20 protein-coding genes, 1 pseudogene and 1 riboswitch are annotated in these 15,959 nt (G+C 60.7%); of the genes and pseudogenes, 2 read left to right on the top strand and 19 right to left on the bottom strand.

The annotated features are described in order from the left end of the window. Positions 1 to 18: 18 nt before the first annotated feature. The 6 genes from U5822_RS06350 to U5822_RS06325 all read right to left on the bottom strand — a co-directional run bounded on the left by U5822_RS06350 (position 19) and on the right by U5822_RS06325 (position 4,086). Positions 19 to 267: a TIGR03643 family protein gene (locus tag U5822_RS06350; protein WP_322854786.1), complete on the bottom strand. Its 249-nt coding sequence runs from the start codon at positions 265 to 267 to the stop codon at positions 19 to 21. A gap of 139 nt (positions 268 to 406) precedes the next feature. Next, entirely contained in the window at positions 407 to 838 is a 432-nt protein-coding gene (locus tag U5822_RS06345; protein WP_322854785.1) for a DUF7282 domain-containing protein, read from the bottom strand. Positions 839 to 933: 95 nt separating this feature from the next. Then, complete coding sequence (locus U5822_RS06340; protein WP_322854784.1) at positions 934 to 1,665, bottom strand: anti-sigma factor; 732 nt, start codon at positions 1,663 to 1,665, stop codon at positions 934 to 936. Beyond that, positions 1,662 to 2,261 carry a sigma-70 family RNA polymerase sigma factor gene (locus U5822_RS06335; protein ID WP_322854783.1) on the bottom strand — a complete coding sequence of 200 codons (600 nt, stop codon included), beginning with the start codon at positions 2,259 to 2,261 and terminating at the stop codon, positions 1,662 to 1,664. The genes U5822_RS06340 and U5822_RS06335 overlap by 4 nt, the downstream gene beginning before the upstream one ends. A 40-nt stretch (positions 2,262 to 2,301) precedes the next feature. Continuing rightward, positions 2,302 to 3,099: a bestrophin-like domain gene (locus U5822_RS06330; RefSeq protein WP_322854782.1), complete on the bottom strand. Its 798-nt coding sequence runs from the start codon at positions 3,097 to 3,099 to the stop codon at positions 2,302 to 2,304. Between the two features lie 114 nt (positions 3,100 to 3,213). Beyond that, a complete protein-coding gene (locus U5822_RS06325) occupies positions 3,214 to 4,086 on the bottom strand; it encodes a sterol desaturase family protein (protein ID WP_322854781.1) in 873 nt (290 codons plus the stop codon). A 93-nt stretch (positions 4,087 to 4,179) separates the two neighbouring features. Here U5822_RS06325 and U5822_RS06320 point away from each other — a divergent pair, with 93 nt between their 5' ends. Continuing rightward, positions 4,180 to 5,082 (top strand): LysR family transcriptional regulator, encoded by a 903-nt coding sequence (locus tag U5822_RS06320; RefSeq protein ID WP_322854780.1) that lies wholly within the window; start codon positions 4,180 to 4,182, stop codon positions 5,080 to 5,082. A gap of 18 nt (positions 5,083 to 5,100) precedes the next feature. Here U5822_RS06320 and U5822_RS06315 read toward each other — a convergent pair whose 3' ends face one another. The 3 genes and pseudogenes from U5822_RS06315 to U5822_RS18355 form a co-directional block, all read right to left on the bottom strand. Next, positions 5,101 to 6,144, bottom strand: coding sequence for an NAD(P)H-dependent flavin oxidoreductase (locus U5822_RS06315; protein ID WP_322854779.1), 1,044 nt, complete (start codon positions 6,142 to 6,144; stop codon positions 5,101 to 5,103). A gap of 47 nt (positions 6,145 to 6,191) precedes the next feature. Beyond that, on the bottom strand, positions 6,192 to 6,548 hold the full coding sequence (locus U5822_RS06310; protein ID WP_322854778.1) for a hypothetical protein: 357 nt from the start codon (positions 6,546 to 6,548) through the stop codon (positions 6,192 to 6,194). A 132-nt stretch (positions 6,549 to 6,680) separates the two neighbouring features. Continuing rightward, a pseudogene (locus U5822_RS18355) lies at positions 6,681 to 6,770 on the bottom strand (PEP-CTERM sorting domain-containing protein); the annotation flags it as partial. A gap of 669 nt (positions 6,771 to 7,439) precedes the next feature. On the opposite strand from U5822_RS18355, the gene U5822_RS06300 reads away from it, so the two are divergent. After that, positions 7,440 to 7,598, top strand: a complete 159-nt coding sequence (locus tag U5822_RS06300; RefSeq protein WP_322854776.1) for a hypothetical protein — start codon at positions 7,440 to 7,442, stop codon at positions 7,596 to 7,598. On the opposite strand, the gene U5822_RS06295 is transcribed toward U5822_RS06300, so the two are convergent. The 10 genes from U5822_RS06295 to U5822_RS06250 form a co-directional block, all read right to left on the bottom strand. Continuing rightward, complete coding sequence (locus tag U5822_RS06295; RefSeq protein WP_322854775.1) at positions 7,573 to 7,905, bottom strand: YnfA family protein; 333 nt, start codon at positions 7,903 to 7,905, stop codon at positions 7,573 to 7,575. The genes U5822_RS06300 and U5822_RS06295 overlap by 26 nt on opposite strands. A gap of 41 nt (positions 7,906 to 7,946) precedes the next feature. Continuing rightward, a complete protein-coding gene (gene merF, locus U5822_RS06290; RefSeq protein ID WP_322854774.1) occupies positions 7,947 to 8,162 on the bottom strand; it encodes a mercury resistance system transport protein MerF in 216 nt (71 codons plus the stop codon). A gap of 4 nt (positions 8,163 to 8,166) precedes the next feature. Next, positions 8,167 to 8,373, bottom strand: a complete 207-nt coding sequence (locus U5822_RS06285; RefSeq protein WP_322854773.1) for a GDCCVxC domain-containing (seleno)protein — start codon at positions 8,371 to 8,373, stop codon at positions 8,167 to 8,169. A gap of 79 nt (positions 8,374 to 8,452) precedes the next feature. After that, positions 8,453 to 8,692, bottom strand: a complete 240-nt coding sequence (locus U5822_RS06280; RefSeq protein WP_322854772.1) for a nickel-binding protein — start codon at positions 8,690 to 8,692, stop codon at positions 8,453 to 8,455. A 664-nt stretch (positions 8,693 to 9,356) separates the two neighbouring features. Further along, positions 9,357 to 9,662 (bottom strand): DUF6968 family protein, encoded by a 306-nt coding sequence (locus U5822_RS06275; RefSeq protein WP_322854771.1) that lies wholly within the window; start codon positions 9,660 to 9,662, stop codon positions 9,357 to 9,359. A 69-nt stretch (positions 9,663 to 9,731) separates the two neighbouring features. Further along, positions 9,732 to 10,178 carry a hypothetical protein gene (locus U5822_RS06270; RefSeq protein ID WP_322854770.1) on the bottom strand — a complete coding sequence of 149 codons (447 nt, stop codon included), beginning with the start codon at positions 10,176 to 10,178 and terminating at the stop codon, positions 9,732 to 9,734. 84 nt (positions 10,179 to 10,262) lie between these two features. Further along, complete coding sequence (locus U5822_RS06265) at positions 10,263 to 10,940, bottom strand: hypothetical protein (RefSeq protein ID WP_322854769.1); 678 nt, start codon at positions 10,938 to 10,940, stop codon at positions 10,263 to 10,265. Between the two features lie 313 nt (positions 10,941 to 11,253). After that, positions 11,254 to 12,318 (bottom strand): ribonucleotide-diphosphate reductase subunit beta, encoded by a 1,065-nt coding sequence (locus U5822_RS06260; RefSeq protein WP_322854768.1) that lies wholly within the window; start codon positions 12,316 to 12,318, stop codon positions 11,254 to 11,256. Positions 12,319 to 12,348: 30 nt separating this feature from the next. Beyond that, positions 12,349 to 15,132, bottom strand: a complete 2,784-nt coding sequence (locus U5822_RS06255) for a ribonucleoside-diphosphate reductase subunit alpha (protein ID WP_322854767.1) — start codon at positions 15,130 to 15,132, stop codon at positions 12,349 to 12,351. Positions 15,133 to 15,305: 173 nt separating this feature from the next. After that, positions 15,306 to 15,519: riboswitch (cobalamin riboswitch) on the bottom strand. Between the two features lie 85 nt (positions 15,520 to 15,604). Beyond that, positions 15,605 to 15,958 (bottom strand): zinc ribbon domain-containing protein, encoded by a 354-nt coding sequence (locus tag U5822_RS06250; protein WP_322854766.1) that lies wholly within the window; start codon positions 15,956 to 15,958, stop codon positions 15,605 to 15,607. Between the last annotated feature and the right edge of the window lies 1 nt (position 15,959).

Genomic DNA, 15,959 nt, shown 5'->3' with positions numbered 1-15,959 from the left:
CATGGGATGCGCAGGGTGTTAGCGGGGTTTGTACTGGGTGGGACAGAACCCGCGGCTGACGTCCGGCGACCGCAGCCGCCGGTGTTTGGTGTTGCGGCCAGACACCCGTTTGCGCCAGAGTCTGAAACTACCGGGTTTCAGGTTGCGGCGCATGAACCGGATCACGTCCTGCTCCTTCAGCCCGAACTGGGCCTCGATAGCCTCGAACGGGGTCCGGTCTTCCCACGCCATCTCGATGATTCGGGACTTCTCACTGTCGGTATACACGCACAAACCTCTACCAGAAAATTCAGTCTAGTTCATACGCTTATCTTTGGTGGGCAGGATCAGGTTGGCAAACGATGGAAACAGGGGGCGGAGGGGAAAACCATCGCCGGGCTGGGGACGCCCGGCGACCGAACGGGGCTTATTGCGCGGTGATGGTGGTCATCACCAGCTTGCCGTCCTTCTTGATCGGGCCGTCTTCCTTGGCGCCCAGGGTGTACTCGAAGATGCCGGTTTTCATGCCGCCCTTCTCGCTGTGCACCATCAGCATCAGCATCTCACCAGGCTTCACTTCCTCGGTCAGAATCGCGTTCACATCCATGTTCTTGCCCTTTTTCAGGGGCGCGTGCGCGACCACCGGACCCGGCTTCATGGCCTCGTCGGTGCGGTGCACCACCAGCCAGCCGTTCTCTTCCGCCATCACCTTCTTGGCGGTGACGGTGCCCGCGGCCACCGACTGGTCATCGCCCCAGACCATGGCCTCGCCATGGTGTCCGGCCTGGGCCACGCCACCGATCAAGGCGCCAGAGATCAATGCGGTCACAAAAGCGGTCGTCTTTACGTGCTTGTTCATTGCCTTCTCCTTACGGTCAGATGGGCCCACCGGGTGAAATTCGGGATGGGCTACTGGCAGCTACGGCGTGGCAATCGGGAAAGTTTCAGCGTTGGTCAGTTTTTTTCCGCACCGGCCGGATACAGGTAGCCGTGGATGGCCGGACCGGTGGGCTGGCCGGTGGGGGAGCCGCCCGGCGGCTCCAGGCTGATGCCAAAGGTCGCCTCACGCAGCAAGGCCGGGTCGTATCCACTCAGGGCGCCTTGGTCCAGCTCCAGGTTCTGGCCCAGGACCCCGACCGAGCGCGGGTTGGGGCCCAGTTCGTCGGCCTTTATCCACAGCTGGTAGGACTTGTCCGGCTGGGCCTGCGCCGTGACCGGGCGGATGTTCAGCCGGCGCTGCTCCAGGTCAACCGTCAGCAGGAAGGCCGGCTGCTGGTCGTTGTGCTGGAACACCGCCACAAACGAGGACGGCGCCGGCTCAGGCTGAAGCATCAGCACCGCGACCAGCACCAAGGCCGCGGCCGAGGCGACGGCCGTGCTCCAGCGCCAGCGCCTGAGCTGACGGTTCAGGCGGACCACCTGACCCGACGAATCGGCATCGGCTTGCGGCGCCGCCGGCGCGCCCTGGTCCAGCAGGCGCTCAATGCGGGCAAACAGTTCCGGGTCTGGTGCCACCGGCGCCACGTCATCGGCCATGCCTGCCAGGCGCTCTTCCCAGGCGGCGATGCGCCGGTCCAGGGCGGCATCCTGTTCCCGTTGCGCGCGCAAGGCATCGCGCTCGTCCGCCGGCAGCGTCCCCAGCACGAACTCTGCAATCTGTAGGTCCAGGTCGTCGCGCTCGGTCATGATTCCAGACACCCCTTGATGGCCTGCAGCGCCCGGCGCAACTGGGTTTTCACTGTGTTCAGCGGCTGCCCATACTGGCTGGCCAGTTGATCACGGGACCAGCCGTTCAGGTACGCCAGCCGCACCATGTCCTGCCGGTCCTTCTCCAGTTGATCGATGCACTCGTTCAGGTGTTTCACCGCTTGCTGGTCTTCCATCGTTTGCTGGGACGTCGGCTCCCGGCCGGCCACCTGGTCCATCTCATCGTCGGTAACGGTCCGCCCGGCGGGATGCTTGCGCAGCTCGTCGATGGCGCCGTTGCGGGCGATGGACACCAGCCAGGCCACCGGCGTCGACTGCTTGCTGTCGAACAGCCCGGCCTTGTGCCAGACCTTCAAGAAGGTTTCCTGCACCACATCATCGGCCCAGGCCCTGTCCCGGAGGATACGCAACACCACCCCCAGAAGTTTCGGTGCCATGGCCTGATAGAGCTGAGCAAAGCCAGCACGGTCCCCGGCAGCCACCCGGCCAATCAGGGCACTGACCTCCGTCGCCGTGGCAGCGGTCGGGGTCGTTTGGGAGGAAGAATCGGTATTCGTCGGGACATCTTGAAGCATGCTGCGCACCGGCACGGATTGAAGGCTTCAGTGTAGGCGATCAGGGGCGTGTGTCTAATGACTGCCGCAATTCCACCATCACGCTTTGATCCACCTTAATCAGCCCCCGCTTGGGTCGGTCCAGATCGATGATCAGGAACACGATCATGGTGATCAACAGCGACACCAGCACGATGGGCGCAAACATGCGCTCACCCGTGAGGCCCGCGGAGTAGCCCATGATGCCGCCAGAGGATATGAACACCAGGAACAGCAGGATCAGCACCACTTCCGGCACCTGCATCTGCAACAAGGCGTTGCGCTTGCCCTGGCTGTCGATGACCTGATTGAGGGCATTGACGAAGGCACCGGTGGTCACCGGCCGGGGGTCGGCCTCGGTGGCGGCAATCGCCAGGGCCCAGAGTTCGTTCTGCAGGCGAACGATTTCCTCGTTGTAGCGCTCACGGTCTGCGGTTTTGGTCAGGTCAATCTGGCCGATGTCCACGCGCAGGCCCACGTAATCCCGGAACAGACGCTCGGCGTCGGCCTGATACTGCTCGGGCAGCAACTGGATGCGCAAGGTAGCGGTACCGATGGCGTTGGCCTCGTCGATCAGCGCCATGCTCCGGTTGTCGAAGCGCTGCATGGACATGCTGAAAGTAAAGCCCAGCAACAACGCCAGCAAGCCCAGGATGCTGGCCTGGATGGACCCGGTGAGGGATTTGATCTCGCTGTTGGTGCGGGCCTGGACAAAGCGCCCGACCCGGAACCCGACTTCGTTGAAGACCACGATCGCAACGAACAAGACGGTCACGATGACGAGGCTGTTGTAACCGTAGAGCAGTTCCGGTTGATCCATGAAAATCCTTATCGGGCCGAAGCTTACTGCTGCCATTAAGAGGCAGATTGGCGCTATTAGATCACCTGTCGCAGTCCTTATCCAGGCCCAGGCCACACCATGTGTGTACCGGCCCTAGCCTTTAGGCACGTAGGGTCGAACATCCCAGCAAAAATAGCGTTTCAGCGCGCTGTTCGCCTCCTCTTCCTTCTGGCGCCAGCCGTAGACCTTGGGTTTGCTGGTCTCGATGGCCAGGGTGCCGAACACCAGCCAGTCGTAGATCGCCAGGGTGGAGGTTACGTTCTTGGCGGAATTGGGGCCGCGGGCGTGGTGATGGTGGTGTTGGGTCGGGAACACCAGGATGTGGGCCAGCGCCCACATGCCCTTGCGGACCCAGGCCCAACGGTGGTTGTGGAAATACAGATCGTAGTTCCAGTTGACGTGGGTGTGCGCCGCCCAGAGCCCCTTGAACGCCGTGCCGATCAGGAACACCTCCACCAGCCCCAGGTACAGGCACAGCAGCTGGAAGGTGTAGTTGGGCATGATCAGCCACCAGGCCCACCCGTTCACGAAGGTCTGGGTCACCGACAACTGGCCCTTGTTGTCCTGGCCACCGGACATGTGGTGCGGGCGGTGGTTCATCTTGTAGAAGGCCTGAACCCACTGCAGGATCCGGTTATCCGGCCGGCGGCGGTGAGCAAATAGGTGGAAACTGCCGTGGATAAACTCCTCCACACAGAAGAACACGATCAGGGTGGGCCAGAAGTAGGCCTGCTCCAGCCACGCCAGTGACCCGGCACTGCCGGGCATCAGGGTCGACAGGCCCAGGGTCAGGACCAATAGCACCAGCGGCCGTTGCACCGCCACCATCATGAACGTGGCCAGGAACGCCATGCGCCAGTCCTGCTTGCTCTTGCGGCCATCGCGGGTGCGGCCACTCACGACCTCCCAGAGGGCGGTGACCAGGATAAACGCCGTGACCAGCATCGTCAGTTTTTGATCGTCCATTTCTTGTTCTCCGAGACGAGGGTTAGGGGACCCCTCTGACGCTACGGCGGCGGGTTATATTTTCCTATTCAATATTTGGTATAAGCTTTATCCATGAAACTGAACTTACGAAGCGTCGACCTCAACCTGCTGCCGGTGTTCGATGCCATCATGGAGGCCGGCCAGCTCTCACGGGCGGCGGAAACCCTGGGCATGAGTCAGCCGGCCATCAGCGCCGCTTTGCAGCGCCTGCGCCACACCCTGGGCGACCCGCTGTTCGTGCGTACCCACCAGGGCATGCTGCCCACGCCCCGGGCCCGGGAACTGCACGGCCAGCTCAGCCAGCAGTTGGCGGCCATGCGCGACACCCTGGACCCGGCCAATCGCTTCACACCGGCCACCAGCCAGCGCCGCTTCCGGGTGCTGAGCAACGACTATTTCGAACTGGTGGTGTTGCCGGCGCTGCTGGCCCGACTGCGGCAGGAAGCGCCGGAGGTGGTGGTGGAAGTGGTGCTGGCCGCCGACGATGCGCCCCAGAAACTGGTCACCGCCGAGGCGGATGTGGCGGTGGATGCCTTTGCACCGGAGAACGACCGGTTACGGCGGCAGGTGCTGCTGGAAGAGCGACTGGCGGTGGTGGCGCGCAAGCAACACCCGGTCCTCAAGGGCCACTGCAGCAAGCAACAGTTCCTGGAGGCGGAACACGTGGTGCTGCCGGCGCGCAATCGCCGACTGCCCCTGGACCAGATCCTGAACGAACCGGGTTGGCAGCGGCGGACCGGCGCCCAGGTCACCCAGTTCACCAGCCTGCTGACCACCTGCAGCGGCTCCGACCTCATTGCCACCGTGCCCGAACGTCTGGCCCGCCAGTACGCCGAGGCCCTGGGCCTGCAGACCCTGCCATTTCCGGCCGAAGTCCCGGCCCTGCCGGTGTACCTGTTGTGGTCACCGGTGATGGACAGGGACCCGGCCCAGCAGTGGTTCCGCGAGCACCTGCTGGCCAGCGTCAGAACCTGAGGGCTGCGTCTGTTTTGTTTAGGCCTCGCGCACGCCTGCCAACTCGCGGGTAAGGTCGGCGGCCGGAATCTCCTGGCAGCCGCGGGCGTTCTGGCCACTCCACAGGGGTGAGAAATCGCCACTGCCCTGGCTTTCGGCCTTGGCCCGCAGGGGCGCAATGGCGGTGGTGGCGAGCGGGAACGCCGGGGCCGCGCGGCTCATGGGCCCGAGCTCGCGCATCACCCGATTGACGATGCCCCGGGCCGCGCCGCCGCTGAACAGGTTGGTCAGCGCGGTGACCCGGCTGGCGTCGGAAGTCAGGGCCTGCCGGTGCACCGGCTTGGTATGGGCTTCCGGGCACAGCAGATACGCGGTGCCGACCTGGGCGCCGGCCGCGCCCAAAGCCATGGCCGCCTGCACGCCCCGGGCATCGGCGATGCCGCCGGCGGCGATCACCGGCACCTCAACCGCTTCCACCAGCTGCGGCACCAGGGCCAGGGTACCAACCTGGGTGTTCAGGTCGCGGGTCAGGAAAAACCCGCGATGGCCACCGGCTTCCAGACCCTGGGCAATGATGGCATCCACCCCCCGGGCTTCCAGCCAGAGCGCCTCCTCCACCGTGGTGGCGGTGGACAGGATCTTGCCGCCCCAGGCACGAATGCGGGCCATCAGCTCGGGCTCCGGCAGGCCAAAATGAAAACTCACCACCGCCGGTTGGAAGTCCGCCAGCACCTCCGCCGCCTCGGCACTGAACGGCGCCCGGCCCGCCTGCGGGGTGATGCTGTCCGGGTCGATGCCCAGTTCCCGGTAGTACGGCGCCAGGGTCTCGCGCCAGTGCTGCTCGGCGGCGGCGTCCGGTTCCGGCGGGGTGTGGCAGAAGAAATTGACGCTGTAGGGCTGGGAGGTCTTCTCGGTCAGCGCCTGCAGCTCCGTGCGCAGGCCATCGGCACTGAGCATGGCGCAGGGCAAAGAACCCAGGCCCCCGGCGTTGGACACCGCCGCGGCCAACTCATGGTTCTGCACCCCGGCCATGGGCGCCTGGATGATGGGAAGTTCGATGCCGAGCAGTTGCTGGATGGTCATTGGAGTCCTCGTCAGTAAGTTGTGCCTGTCGTTCGGTCTCTTAGGCCCTAATCCGGGAAAAGCACCGACCAACAATCCGGGGAGCCGGCGAACAACCCAAGCCCATCCGGCGCGGGTTTTCCACAGGGGCGCGTCGGCACTGCCTCGGCCACCGACGCCGCCCTGGGCGCGAAGTACAGTTTTACGTGGCAATGCAGACCACCCTCGGACTCATGGCGAATAAACACCGCCATGGCCGGTGGCCTGCCCGCCTGCTGGTAAGCGGCGGCAAAACGGTGTTCGACCCGGTCCTGCTGCTCCCCCGCCAACATGGCATCGCCCAGATCGGCAACGTACCAGGTGGCCGGATCCGGCGCGGGCCCCAATGCCTGAAAGTCGCTTGTGTGTAAGTCCCTGATGATCATGCCTTAGCGCGCCCGCCCTCTCCCGGGTGAAAAGCCCTGAGAGTGTAGCGCGATCGGCGGAAGTGGGGCGAGGAGAAGTGACTGATGACTGGGCCAGAACCCAGGCCCGGCCCAATCATCAGGCCCGGGCGCTTAGTCCCGGGCTCTGCGGCGGGACAACCCCAGGCCGGCCAGGCCCAGACCCAGCAGCGCCAGGGACCCGGGCTCAGGCACGCCCCGGACTGCGGAGAAGGAATAACTGCCGCCACCGCTGGAACAGCAGGCCTCGGTCAGCATGAAATCGAAGCTGTGGGTACCGGCCGACAGGAACAGGCCGACCAGGCTGCCGGAGAACAGCGAGCCGGCACCGGGGTTGGCGCTGGTCCAGGTCTGCACGCTACCGTCCAGCACCACCGCGAATTCGTCACCGATGACACAGCAGTCGTCGATGGCGACGTCGATCAGGGCGTCGGTGGCCACGGTGATTTCCCAACCGTCGGCGGGGTTGGTCTGGTAGGTACCGGGGGTGCTGCCGAACTGAAAACTGCCGGACAGCCCGGTCAATGGATCAATGGTGATCGGAGCCGCCTGCACGCCAGCGCCAAACAGGAACAGAACTGCAAAAACGATATTTTTCATGGGGTTCTCTCGTTTGAATGGAAGTTACTGCAGTCGTCCCTAAAGCCATATCCATACCAGATTGCTATCCCCATGATCTGCATGGCTTTTTCGAGTAACCCGTATGTCCTGTCAAACAATCCGTAAAGAATCTCGACGGGAGTGTTTCAAAACTGTGTCACATTTTTCAGTCACACCCCCGTGAAACAGGCCCTCAGCGCCCACCCATGAAGCCCTGGGTGATGTCCCCACACCGACATGGAGCCGAAACACACACTTTTTCAGGGAGTGGTTATGCTGGATTACGAGCCAGGCATCGGCGCCAAACCGTCGCTGGCGCCCCATGTGGCAGACCAGGAGCGGCGGTTTGGAAAACTCCACTGCGGCGGGCAGATCGAAGCGTCGATTCGGGAGATGTTGGCGCAGGTTAACCAGTGCGTGGCGCAAACATGATGATCGCCATGCCCACCAGCGCCACGCCGGAGCCGACCAGATCCCAGACGGTTGGCCGAACGCCGTCCACCGCCCACAGCCAGAGGATGGCCATAAAGATATACACACCCCCGTATGCGGCATACACCCGGCCGGCGGCTGTGGGGTGCAACGACAGCAACCACGCGAAGGCGGCCAGGCTCAGTGCTCCCGGCACCAGAAGCCAAACGGATTTGCCCTCGCGCAGCCATAGGTAAGGCAGGTAACAGCCGACGATTTCGGCCAGGGCGGTAACGAGGAACAGGCCCACGGTTTTCAATTCAGGCAAAAGCACGTACTCCTTGGCAGTAACCCACTGATCAACGGCCGTTATCGTGATCGATCACGATGGCGCTGGCAAAAACCGATGCACAACACGACGAGAAACACCGCGAGCGTGGGCAGAAGCACATAATCCAAATACCCCACCAACGCCGACAGCCCCACAACCGCAAACAACCACACCAGCACCGGAGTGAAGCAGCAAAGCGCTGCAATCGCGCTGCCAATGGCACCGATCTTTAGAAGCCGATTCCCTTTCTTCATGGCCTCAGCAACAGGATTGATCGAGCTGAACCGGCGGACAGGGGGTGTCGCCGTAGGAGCAGAAAACGCAACAATCACCCGGCTTTGGTTTCAGCAGGGTCTTGCAGTGCTTGCACTCATAGAAGTACTGGCACGCGTCCTCCGGCATCGTTTCCACTTGCTTGTGCCCGCAGGCCGGGCAGGTGATCTCAGCGATGAGTTTGGGCTTCATCGTGCTTTTTCACTCCTAGTCGAAGAATTCTCGTCCGGTCCCGAAGGGGCCACAGCCAGGACCGGCCGAGAACTTTCTGTCACCTACGTGTTGATTCCACCTGATGGACCCAATCACATGTGATGCCGGCCTTTGCGTGATGCCTATGAATCGCTTCCGCATCCGGGGCATCCAGCACGCAATAGATCTTGTCGTCCTGTTCGCTGAACAGGATGTCATGGTGCGTAACGCCAAACTCATCCGGCGGCGAGTTCTGCAACTTCTTCAGCTCATCCGCTGTGAATGGCGACATTGCATGAGAGTCGATGAACTTAGGCATGGTAGGCACCTCCTCCCGCGCTAATGGTATGCACTGAGCGTCTCGAGGCGGGAAATGCAAGGCGTTCGATTGCAGCTCCTCGTTGCGTAAGACCACGCAACAACTTTAATTATAGAAAAAGTTCGTGAAGGCAACGAGGTTCAGGGTTATTGAAGTGGGGGGAAGTACAGAACCAACTTGAATGATTGGTTGGGCATTTTTCAGTCTCCCGCACCGCACGGAGATGCCGGCAATTTGCCAACCAAAGTTTGCTGCCACGCAGTAGCGATCTCTTGCGAACCGAATACCCTATGTAGGTCCCCACCAGAAATTGGCCCCAAAATTGTCGCCCTCAAGAACTCTCGATCACCGACCATTAGGCGGCCCACGCGGCCAATGTTTGCTTCAGTGAACCTCTCAAAATTCGTGGATCCAACTTTTGTCAGCTTTACGTGAACCGGCCACCCATTTTCGGTCTGCGCGCCCACTGCCGCCTGCTGCACGTAGGCCGAACAAAGGTGAAAGTTTGGGTCAGCTCCTGCAACCAAAAACCCGGGGATAATCAGCAATAGAATTGCGACCCATTTCATCGTGACGATTGTCTAACACCCCGCTAAAAGGCGAGCGAAGCGAGTCCTAGTGAAGGCCACGCTTTTTTGTGGCCGAAACGAAATTCAGCGACTTGTTAGAAGTATCTATAGATTTCACTTAGCGTCACCTCAGCTTCTTCTCCAAAGATATATAGTTTGCCGCCATCTTCAATGAATTGAACAAGTATCGACAATACTAACTTTTGAGCCTCTTTGAGAGCCTGCCATGAATCTATGCCATGCATTGCTGCTAGGTTTTCATGGAGTCCTTTCATTAATACGGGGCATGCCCAAGAGTCATTTCCCTCGTCCTTTTGAGGAACTCCAACAGCCACTACTACTTCTGTACGTTCCCCGCTTGGCTTTACTGCTTCAAGATGTCTTTGGGCTATGTATTCCATGCGTAAACCTCTAACGCTAGCAGCAGGGGTGCGACGTCAGGAGCGTCCCTTGCCTGTAATTGTTAAGGATCAGCTAACCGGTAGATCAAGCCGGACACCAAAGTTACCTTGATCTCTTTTTGACTTTTTCCAGCCACCCACGATCACGGCCTTACAAAAGAATATGGGATTTTGATCTTCAAACTCTTTGACTTGCTTTCTGAAGTTGCGAGCATCTTTACGAGACAAGTACCCAACAGTTTTCCCCTCCACAGATACACAAACCGCTTTACTATCGTGAGGGTTTTCATCTTCTAGGTAGAGCTCGGCATCTACATAGTGCTCTGCACTCGACTCTTTTTTACCACCACAAATGTCCGATAACGCATCTTGATAGCTAGCTTCACCGACAATATCAAACTCATACGTTCCTGGTCCCGGCAGGTTGATGGAAGCGGAAGACCTTTTCGGCATCAGCACCCGCAGGGCGATTACTGCCAAGACGACAATCAGGACGATTACTACGGTAGTAGACATAACTTTCCTTAACGCCTGCAGTTGCGGCAGGGGCGGAGCGCAGCGTAGTGCCTGTCCGACAACCTGCATTGGTTAAATTTCGCTTCAATCGTTATCGCGTGAGGACATGAGTTCTTCGTCACCATCTAGATCAAGTTCATCTTGCAAAGATGCTTCGTCATCATCTGGCATGTCATCCAGCTCTTCGATATCACGAAGTTTTTCTTTTAGCTCCATTCTCTCAAGATAGGTCTTCCGCTTTTGTTCCCTCATGGGTTCAGCAATCCTAACTGCTGTTTTCCGATCTCGGTACAATGTGTGATAAATGTAATCGAGTTCGTGAGATCTGACGCTGTAAAAGGTAAATAAGCCCTTCATTGTTCGTCCGTCGCCACATACTTCCAATAAGTAGCTATTCACACCAATCCTTTTCCTATCGACGTGAGTCAACATAACCTGCAAAAACCGATCGCGTATTTTTCCGGAGACATTAAAGGTTCTTACAGCTTCAAAATCGTCCAGAATTGACTCATCTGGATAATCGCGATTCCAAGTGAATGTAGCCGTTCCAGAGACCGAATCTGCGTCTTGATTTAAATTTATGGTGATCTCTTGAGCCATAAATGGATCAATGCAATGCCATTCTCCAGAAACATCAACGCCTGAGTAGATGAGTGAGCGGAACCAAGGAATAAACACTCTACGAATCAATGTCGCGAGTAATAAAATAAGGACGGAGGAAAGTACCCCAGACACTACACCGATGCCTATTGCCTCTATCACCTGCTCACTCCTTGAAATTTAACAGTGTATTCAACGAACGCGGGCGTATATCACGCGTTCGTATAACTCCATTTAGAGCGACTGTCCCGACGCCCACAAAACACCCGTTTTTCAGGGTCTTAAAGCAAAAACGCGACCAACTGGTGGACGGAGTTGTAGGCCCTCTAGCTCCGGCTCGTTACCGGTATTAAGGGCGTATAACTCCAAATCTGCAATTTACTGCATCAAACGTATCAGAGAGTTGGGCATTTTGCCCGGAGGAGGGCCGGAGTTTTGCGAATCCGTTCGTCTAACTCCGGCCCTAGGGGAAGGGTTACCACTCCAACTGCGCACCCGTCTGATATTCAATCACCCGGGTCTCAAAGAAGTTCTTCTCCTTGCGCATGGTGGCCTGCTCGTCCAACCAAGGCGAGACGTTCCGGGCGCCCGGGAAGGGCTCGTCCAGGCCGACGGTGCGGGCGCGGCGGTTAGCCACGAAGCGGAACTGCTCGCTGTGGTACTCGGCGGAGTAGCCGAGGATGGGGTCGCGCAAGATGTAGTTGGCGTAGGCGCTTTCGGCGGCCTCCGATTCGTCCCACATTTCGCGCACGGCTTTCGGGTCGAAGGTGATGTTTTCCTCCTCCACGATCTGGTTCACCACCTTCAGGCCGAAGGAGAAGTGCATAGCCTCGTCCCGCAGGATGTACTGCAGCTGCTCGCCGGTGCCGCGCATCAGGCCGCGGCGCTGGAGCGCGAAGATCGGGCTGAAGCCGTTGTAGAACCAGGTGCCTTCGAACACCGCCGCGAAGAACAGGTAGGACATGATGAATTCCTGCAGGTCGTCGCGGTTGCGCAGGTTCATGTCCGGACGCATGGCGGCGTCCAGCCGGCGGTTGGCGATCTGGATCTTGCCGTTGATCGCCGGTACCACCCGGTAGCGGTTGTAGATCTCGCTCTGGTCCAGGTTCAGGGTCTCGATGCAGTGCTGGTAGGCCCAGGTGTGCATGGCCTCCTCGTACACCTGCCGGGCCTGGTAGATCTGCAGTTCGGGCGCGCTCATCTTCTCCATCACCGCCAGGCCGATGTTGCGCATGGCCAGGATGTCGGAGGTGGTGAGATAGGCCAGCACGTTCTCGTACACGTGCTTCTCCGGGGCGGTCAGCCGGTGGTGGTAGTCGTGAACGTCCTGCGCCATGTTCACGTCCAACGGCGTCCAGTGGTTCTTGTTGGCGTTCATGAAGTACTCCCAGGCCCAGGGGTACTTGAACGGCGCCAACTGGTTGATGTCGGTCTCGCCGTTGATCACGCGCTTGTCGTCCACGTTGACCGGCGCCGGGCCGGTGCGGTCACCGGCGGCGGCTGTGGTCTGGGCTTTCGGTTCGTCGTCCCAGTCGAGCATAGTCATGGCTCCTGAAATAGAAGTAAGTGGTTACTGACAGGCTTCGCAGTCGGGGTCGTCGATGCTGCAAACCTGGGGCTGCGGCGCCATTGCGGGTGTCGGCGCGGCGGCCGGAGCGGTCTTCTCGGCGCCGGTGGCACCCAGAGAGCGCAGGTAGTAGGTGGTTTTCAGGCCCCGTTCCCAGGCCAGCTGGTACAGGGCGTCCAGCTTCTTGCCGCTGGGCTCGGCCATGTACAGGTTCAGGCTCTGGGCCTGGTCCAGCCACTTCTGCCGGCGCGCGGCGGCTTCCACCAGCCAGCGGGCGTCAATCTCGAACGCAGTGGCGTAGCGGGCCTTGAGTTCGGTGGGAATGCGATCGATCTGCTGCACCGAGCCGTCGAAGTACTTCAGGTCGTTGACCATGACGTTATCCCAGAGGCCTTCGGCCTTCAGGTCCCGCACCAGGGAAGGGTTCACCACGGTGAACTCGCCGGACAGGTTCGATTTCACGAACAGGTTCTGGTACGCCGGCTCGATGGACTGGGACACGCCCACGATGTTGGAGATGGTGGCGGTCGGCGCGATCGCCATCACGTTGCTGTTGCGCATGCCGTTCTTGGCGATCAGCTCGCGGATCGGGGTCCAGTCCAGTCGGGCCTCGGTGTTAACGGAGAAGTCGCCGTCGCGGCGGGCGTCCTGCACCAAACTGATGGAGTCGATGGGCAGGATGCCCTGGTGCCACAGGGAACCGTCGTAGGTCTCGTAAGCGCCACGCTCACCGGCCAGGGTGGCGGAGGCGCGAATGGCGAAGTAGCTGAGCTGCTCCATGGCCAGGTCGGCGAATTCCACCGCCTCGGCGCTGGCGTAGGGCAGGCCCAGTTGGTACAGGGCGTCCTGGAAGCCCATCAGGCCCAGGCCAACCGGGCGATGCTGCAGGTTGGAATTGCGCGCCTGGGGCACCGCGTAGTAGTTGATGTCGATGACGTTATCGAGCATGCGCACGGCGGTGGTCACGGTGCGCTCGAGGCGCTGCACATCCAATTCGCCATCGGCAATGTGGGCGGCCAGGTTCACCGAGCCCAGGTTGCACACGGCGATCTCATCGGCGTTGGTGTTCAGGGTGATTTCGGTACACAAGTTAGAACTGTGCACCACGCCGCGGTGCTGCTGGGGCGAGCGCAGGTTGCACGGGTCCTTGAAGGTGATCCACGGGTGGCCGGTCTCGAACAGCACGGTCAGCATCTTGCGCCACAGCTGCTTGGCCGGGATTTTCTTGAACAGGGCGATCTTGCCCTGCTCCGCCAGTGCCTCGTAGTGCTCGTAGCGGGTGCGGAATTCGTTGCCGTAGAGGTCGTGCAGGTCGGGCACGTCGCTCGGTGAGAACAGGGTCCAGTCCCGGTCTTCGCGCATGCGCTCGATCAGCAGGTCCGGCACCCAGTTGGCGGTGTTCATGTCGTGGGTACGGCGGCGCTCGTCGCCGGTGTTCTTGCGCAGCTCGAGGAATTCCTCGATGTCCAGGTGCCAGCTTTCCAGGTAGGCACAGACCGCGCCCTTGCGCTTGCCGCCCTGGTTCACCGCCACGGCGGTGTCGTTGACCACTTTCAGGAAGGGCACCACACCCTGGCTCTGGCCATTGGTGCCTTTGATGTGGGAGCCGAGCGCGCGCACCGGGGTCCAGTCGTTGCCCAGGCCACCGGCCCATTTCGACAGCATGGCGTTGTCGCGAATGGCGCCGTAGATGTCTTCCAGATCGTCGCCGACGGTGGTCAGGTAGCAGGACGACAGCTGGGAATGGCGGGTGCCGCTGTTGAACAGGGTCGGCGTGGAGGCCATGTAGTCGAAGCTGGACAGCAGCTCATAGAATTCGATGGCGCGGGCGTTGGGGTCGTCCTCGCGCAGGGCCAGGCCCATGGCGACGCGCATGAAGAACACCTGGGGCAGTTCCAGGCGGGCCTTGTTCCAGTGCAGGAAGTAGCGGTCGTACAGGGTCTGCAGACCGAGGAAGCCAAACTGGCGGTCGCGCTCCGGTTGCAGGGCGGCGCCCAGGCGCTCCAGGTCAAAGGCGGCCAGGGCTTCGTCCAGCAGTTCGTAACGGATGCCGGCGTGGATGAACGCGCTCAGGGCCTGTGGATAAAGTTCCGCCAGCGGCACGTCTGTGGATAAGTTCAAGGCCGACGCGGTTTCCAGGCGCAGCTGCTCCAGCAGCAGGCGGGCGGTGACGGCGCTGTAGTCCGGCTCCTGCTCGATGCGGCTGCGGGCAGTCATCACCAGGGCGGACAGCACGTCGTCTTCGGCAATGCCGTCGTACAGATTGGTGAGGGCGTCTTCCACCAGGGAGTCGCCGTCGATGCCTTCCAGGCCGGCTCCGGCCTGCTCCACCTGCAGCTTCATCAGGCCCAGGTCCAGCGGTGCGGTCTCGCCGCTGGCCTTCTTCACGGTCAGGTGCGGGTGCGCTTCCACCGGCGCATGCAGGGCGCGCTCACGGGCGTGCTCTTCCCGGTACAGGACGTAGGCCCGGGCCACCCGCTGCTCTTCGGCGCGCATGAGCGCCAGTTCCACCTGGTCCTGGATGTCTTCGATATGGACCTTGCCGCCAGCCTTCAAGCGCCGACCAATGGCCTGCACCACCTGCTCGGTGACCCGGTGCACGGCGTCGTTGATGCGGGCGGACCCGGCGGCCTTGTCGCCTTCCACGGCGAGGAACGCCTTGGTCACCGCGACGCTGATCTTGGACGGATTGAAACCAACGAGGGTGCCGTTGCGTTTGATAACCTGAAGAGATTCGGTGTTGACCGGGGCCGAGGGCTGGGCTTCGGCCAGAGCAGAGGCGGACATGCTGTGTTCTCCTGAGTGCGCGTTGAATTCCATAACCTTCGCGTACGCAGGACGGAGCGGGGGGCGCAGGCAGCGCCTGGCGTTACTTCCCTGTCCGTTTGCTGCTCACCTTATCGGGCCGAATGCAGGCGCCTGAGTCGCGAAGGTGCAGTCGCGCTGTTTTCCGATGGACCGGAAACAGCACCTCCCTGGCAGGTCTTCGGACTCAGGAGCGTGAATCGTGTGATTCGACCTCGCGTGGCGACTTCCCGGCGGGTGCCAGTGTCGTGATGCCACGCTCGTTCTCCAATACCGCTGCGCGTCAGTTCCGGATTCTCACCGGATTCCCGATACCGCGATGTTCAAAAAAACAACATCTGGTATTTGACCAAGGATGAAAACACTATATACACGATATTGGGGTTGAACAAGGTGGGAAAACAAAAAAGGCCCCCGAAGGGGCCAAACACGTGAATCGTAACAACTGTTTTAGTCAGTGACTGATCATCCAGGGCCGCATGGACGGAAACATCTTCTTGCCATCCGCGGTGTAGAACAGCATGGATTTGCCGGGTTTCGCGCCTCCACAGCCGCAACTGCGGCTGTGTTCGGCGTCGTGCGCCCGCCGGTCCGCTGTCGAAAACACTGGCTCATAGCGCGACCGCTCGTTGCGCTCCTGAGCTTTGCGCTTGGTAGGGTCCATCGCGGCGATCTCTGGCGGCAGCACGATTACCCGAGGCGACAGTACCTTACAGGTCGGGCATTCCGCCGGTTTGGCCGCGTCCTCCATGGTGGCCAGCGTGTTAAACAAGCCATGCTCGCGGCACTTGTAATCGTAAACGGGCATG

The organism is Marinobacter qingdaonensis, from assembly GCF_034555935.1.
GTDB classification, from domain to species: domain Bacteria; phylum Pseudomonadota; class Gammaproteobacteria; order Pseudomonadales; family Oleiphilaceae; genus Marinobacter; species Marinobacter qingdaonensis.
The sequence above is the reverse complement of the archived record's forward strand: the minus strand, read 5'-3'. Positions and strand labels throughout refer to the sequence as shown.

What these genes read in the sequence shown, in the direction of transcription:
- U5822_RS06345 (WP_322854785.1), bottom strand. Translation starts at nt 838, where the DNA reads ATGAACAAGCACGTAAAGACGACCGCTTTTGTGACCGCATTGATCTCT.
- U5822_RS06340 (WP_322854784.1), bottom strand. Translation starts at nt 1,665, where the DNA reads ATGACCGAGCGCGACGACCTGGACCTACAGATTGCAGAGTTCGTGCTG.
- U5822_RS06335 (WP_322854783.1), bottom strand. Translation starts at nt 2,261, where the DNA reads ATGCTTCAAGATGTCCCGACGAATACCGATTCTTCCTCCCAAACGACC.
- U5822_RS06330 (WP_322854782.1), bottom strand. Translation starts at nt 3,099, where the DNA reads ATGGATCAACCGGAACTGCTCTACGGTTACAACAGCCTCGTCATCGTG.
- U5822_RS06325 (WP_322854781.1), bottom strand. Translation starts at nt 4,086, where the DNA reads ATGGACGATCAAAAACTGACGATGCTGGTCACGGCGTTTATCCTGGTC.
- U5822_RS06320 (WP_322854780.1), top strand. Translation starts at nt 4,180, where the DNA reads ATGAAACTGAACTTACGAAGCGTCGACCTCAACCTGCTGCCGGTGTTC.
- U5822_RS06315 (WP_322854779.1), bottom strand. Translation starts at nt 6,144, where the DNA reads ATGACCATCCAGCAACTGCTCGGCATCGAACTTCCCATCATCCAGGCG.
- U5822_RS06310 (WP_322854778.1), bottom strand. Translation starts at nt 6,548, where the DNA reads ATGATCATCAGGGACTTACACACAAGCGACTTTCAGGCATTGGGGCCC.
- U5822_RS06300 (WP_322854776.1), top strand. Translation starts at nt 7,440, where the DNA reads ATGCTGGATTACGAGCCAGGCATCGGCGCCAAACCGTCGCTGGCGCCC.
- merF (WP_322854774.1), bottom strand. Translation starts at nt 8,162, where the DNA reads ATGAAGAAAGGGAATCGGCTTCTAAAGATCGGTGCCATTGGCAGCGCG.
- U5822_RS06285 (WP_322854773.1), bottom strand. Translation starts at nt 8,373, where the DNA reads ATGAAGCCCAAACTCATCGCTGAGATCACCTGCCCGGCCTGCGGGCAC.
- U5822_RS06280 (WP_322854772.1), bottom strand. Translation starts at nt 8,692, where the DNA reads ATGCCTAAGTTCATCGACTCTCATGCAATGTCGCCATTCACAGCGGAT.
- U5822_RS06275 (WP_322854771.1), bottom strand. Translation starts at nt 9,662, where the DNA reads ATGGAATACATAGCCCAAAGACATCTTGAAGCAGTAAAGCCAAGCGGG.
- U5822_RS06270 (WP_322854770.1), bottom strand. Translation starts at nt 10,178, where the DNA reads ATGTCTACTACCGTAGTAATCGTCCTGATTGTCGTCTTGGCAGTAATC.
- U5822_RS06260 (WP_322854768.1), bottom strand. Translation starts at nt 12,318, where the DNA reads ATGCTCGACTGGGACGACGAACCGAAAGCCCAGACCACAGCCGCCGCC.
- U5822_RS06255 (WP_322854767.1), bottom strand. Translation starts at nt 15,132, where the DNA reads ATGTCCGCCTCTGCTCTGGCCGAAGCCCAGCCCTCGGCCCCGGTCAAC.
- U5822_RS06250 (WP_322854766.1), bottom strand. Translation starts at nt 15,958, where the DNA reads ATGCCCGTTTACGATTACAAGTGCCGCGAGCATGGCTTGTTTAACACG.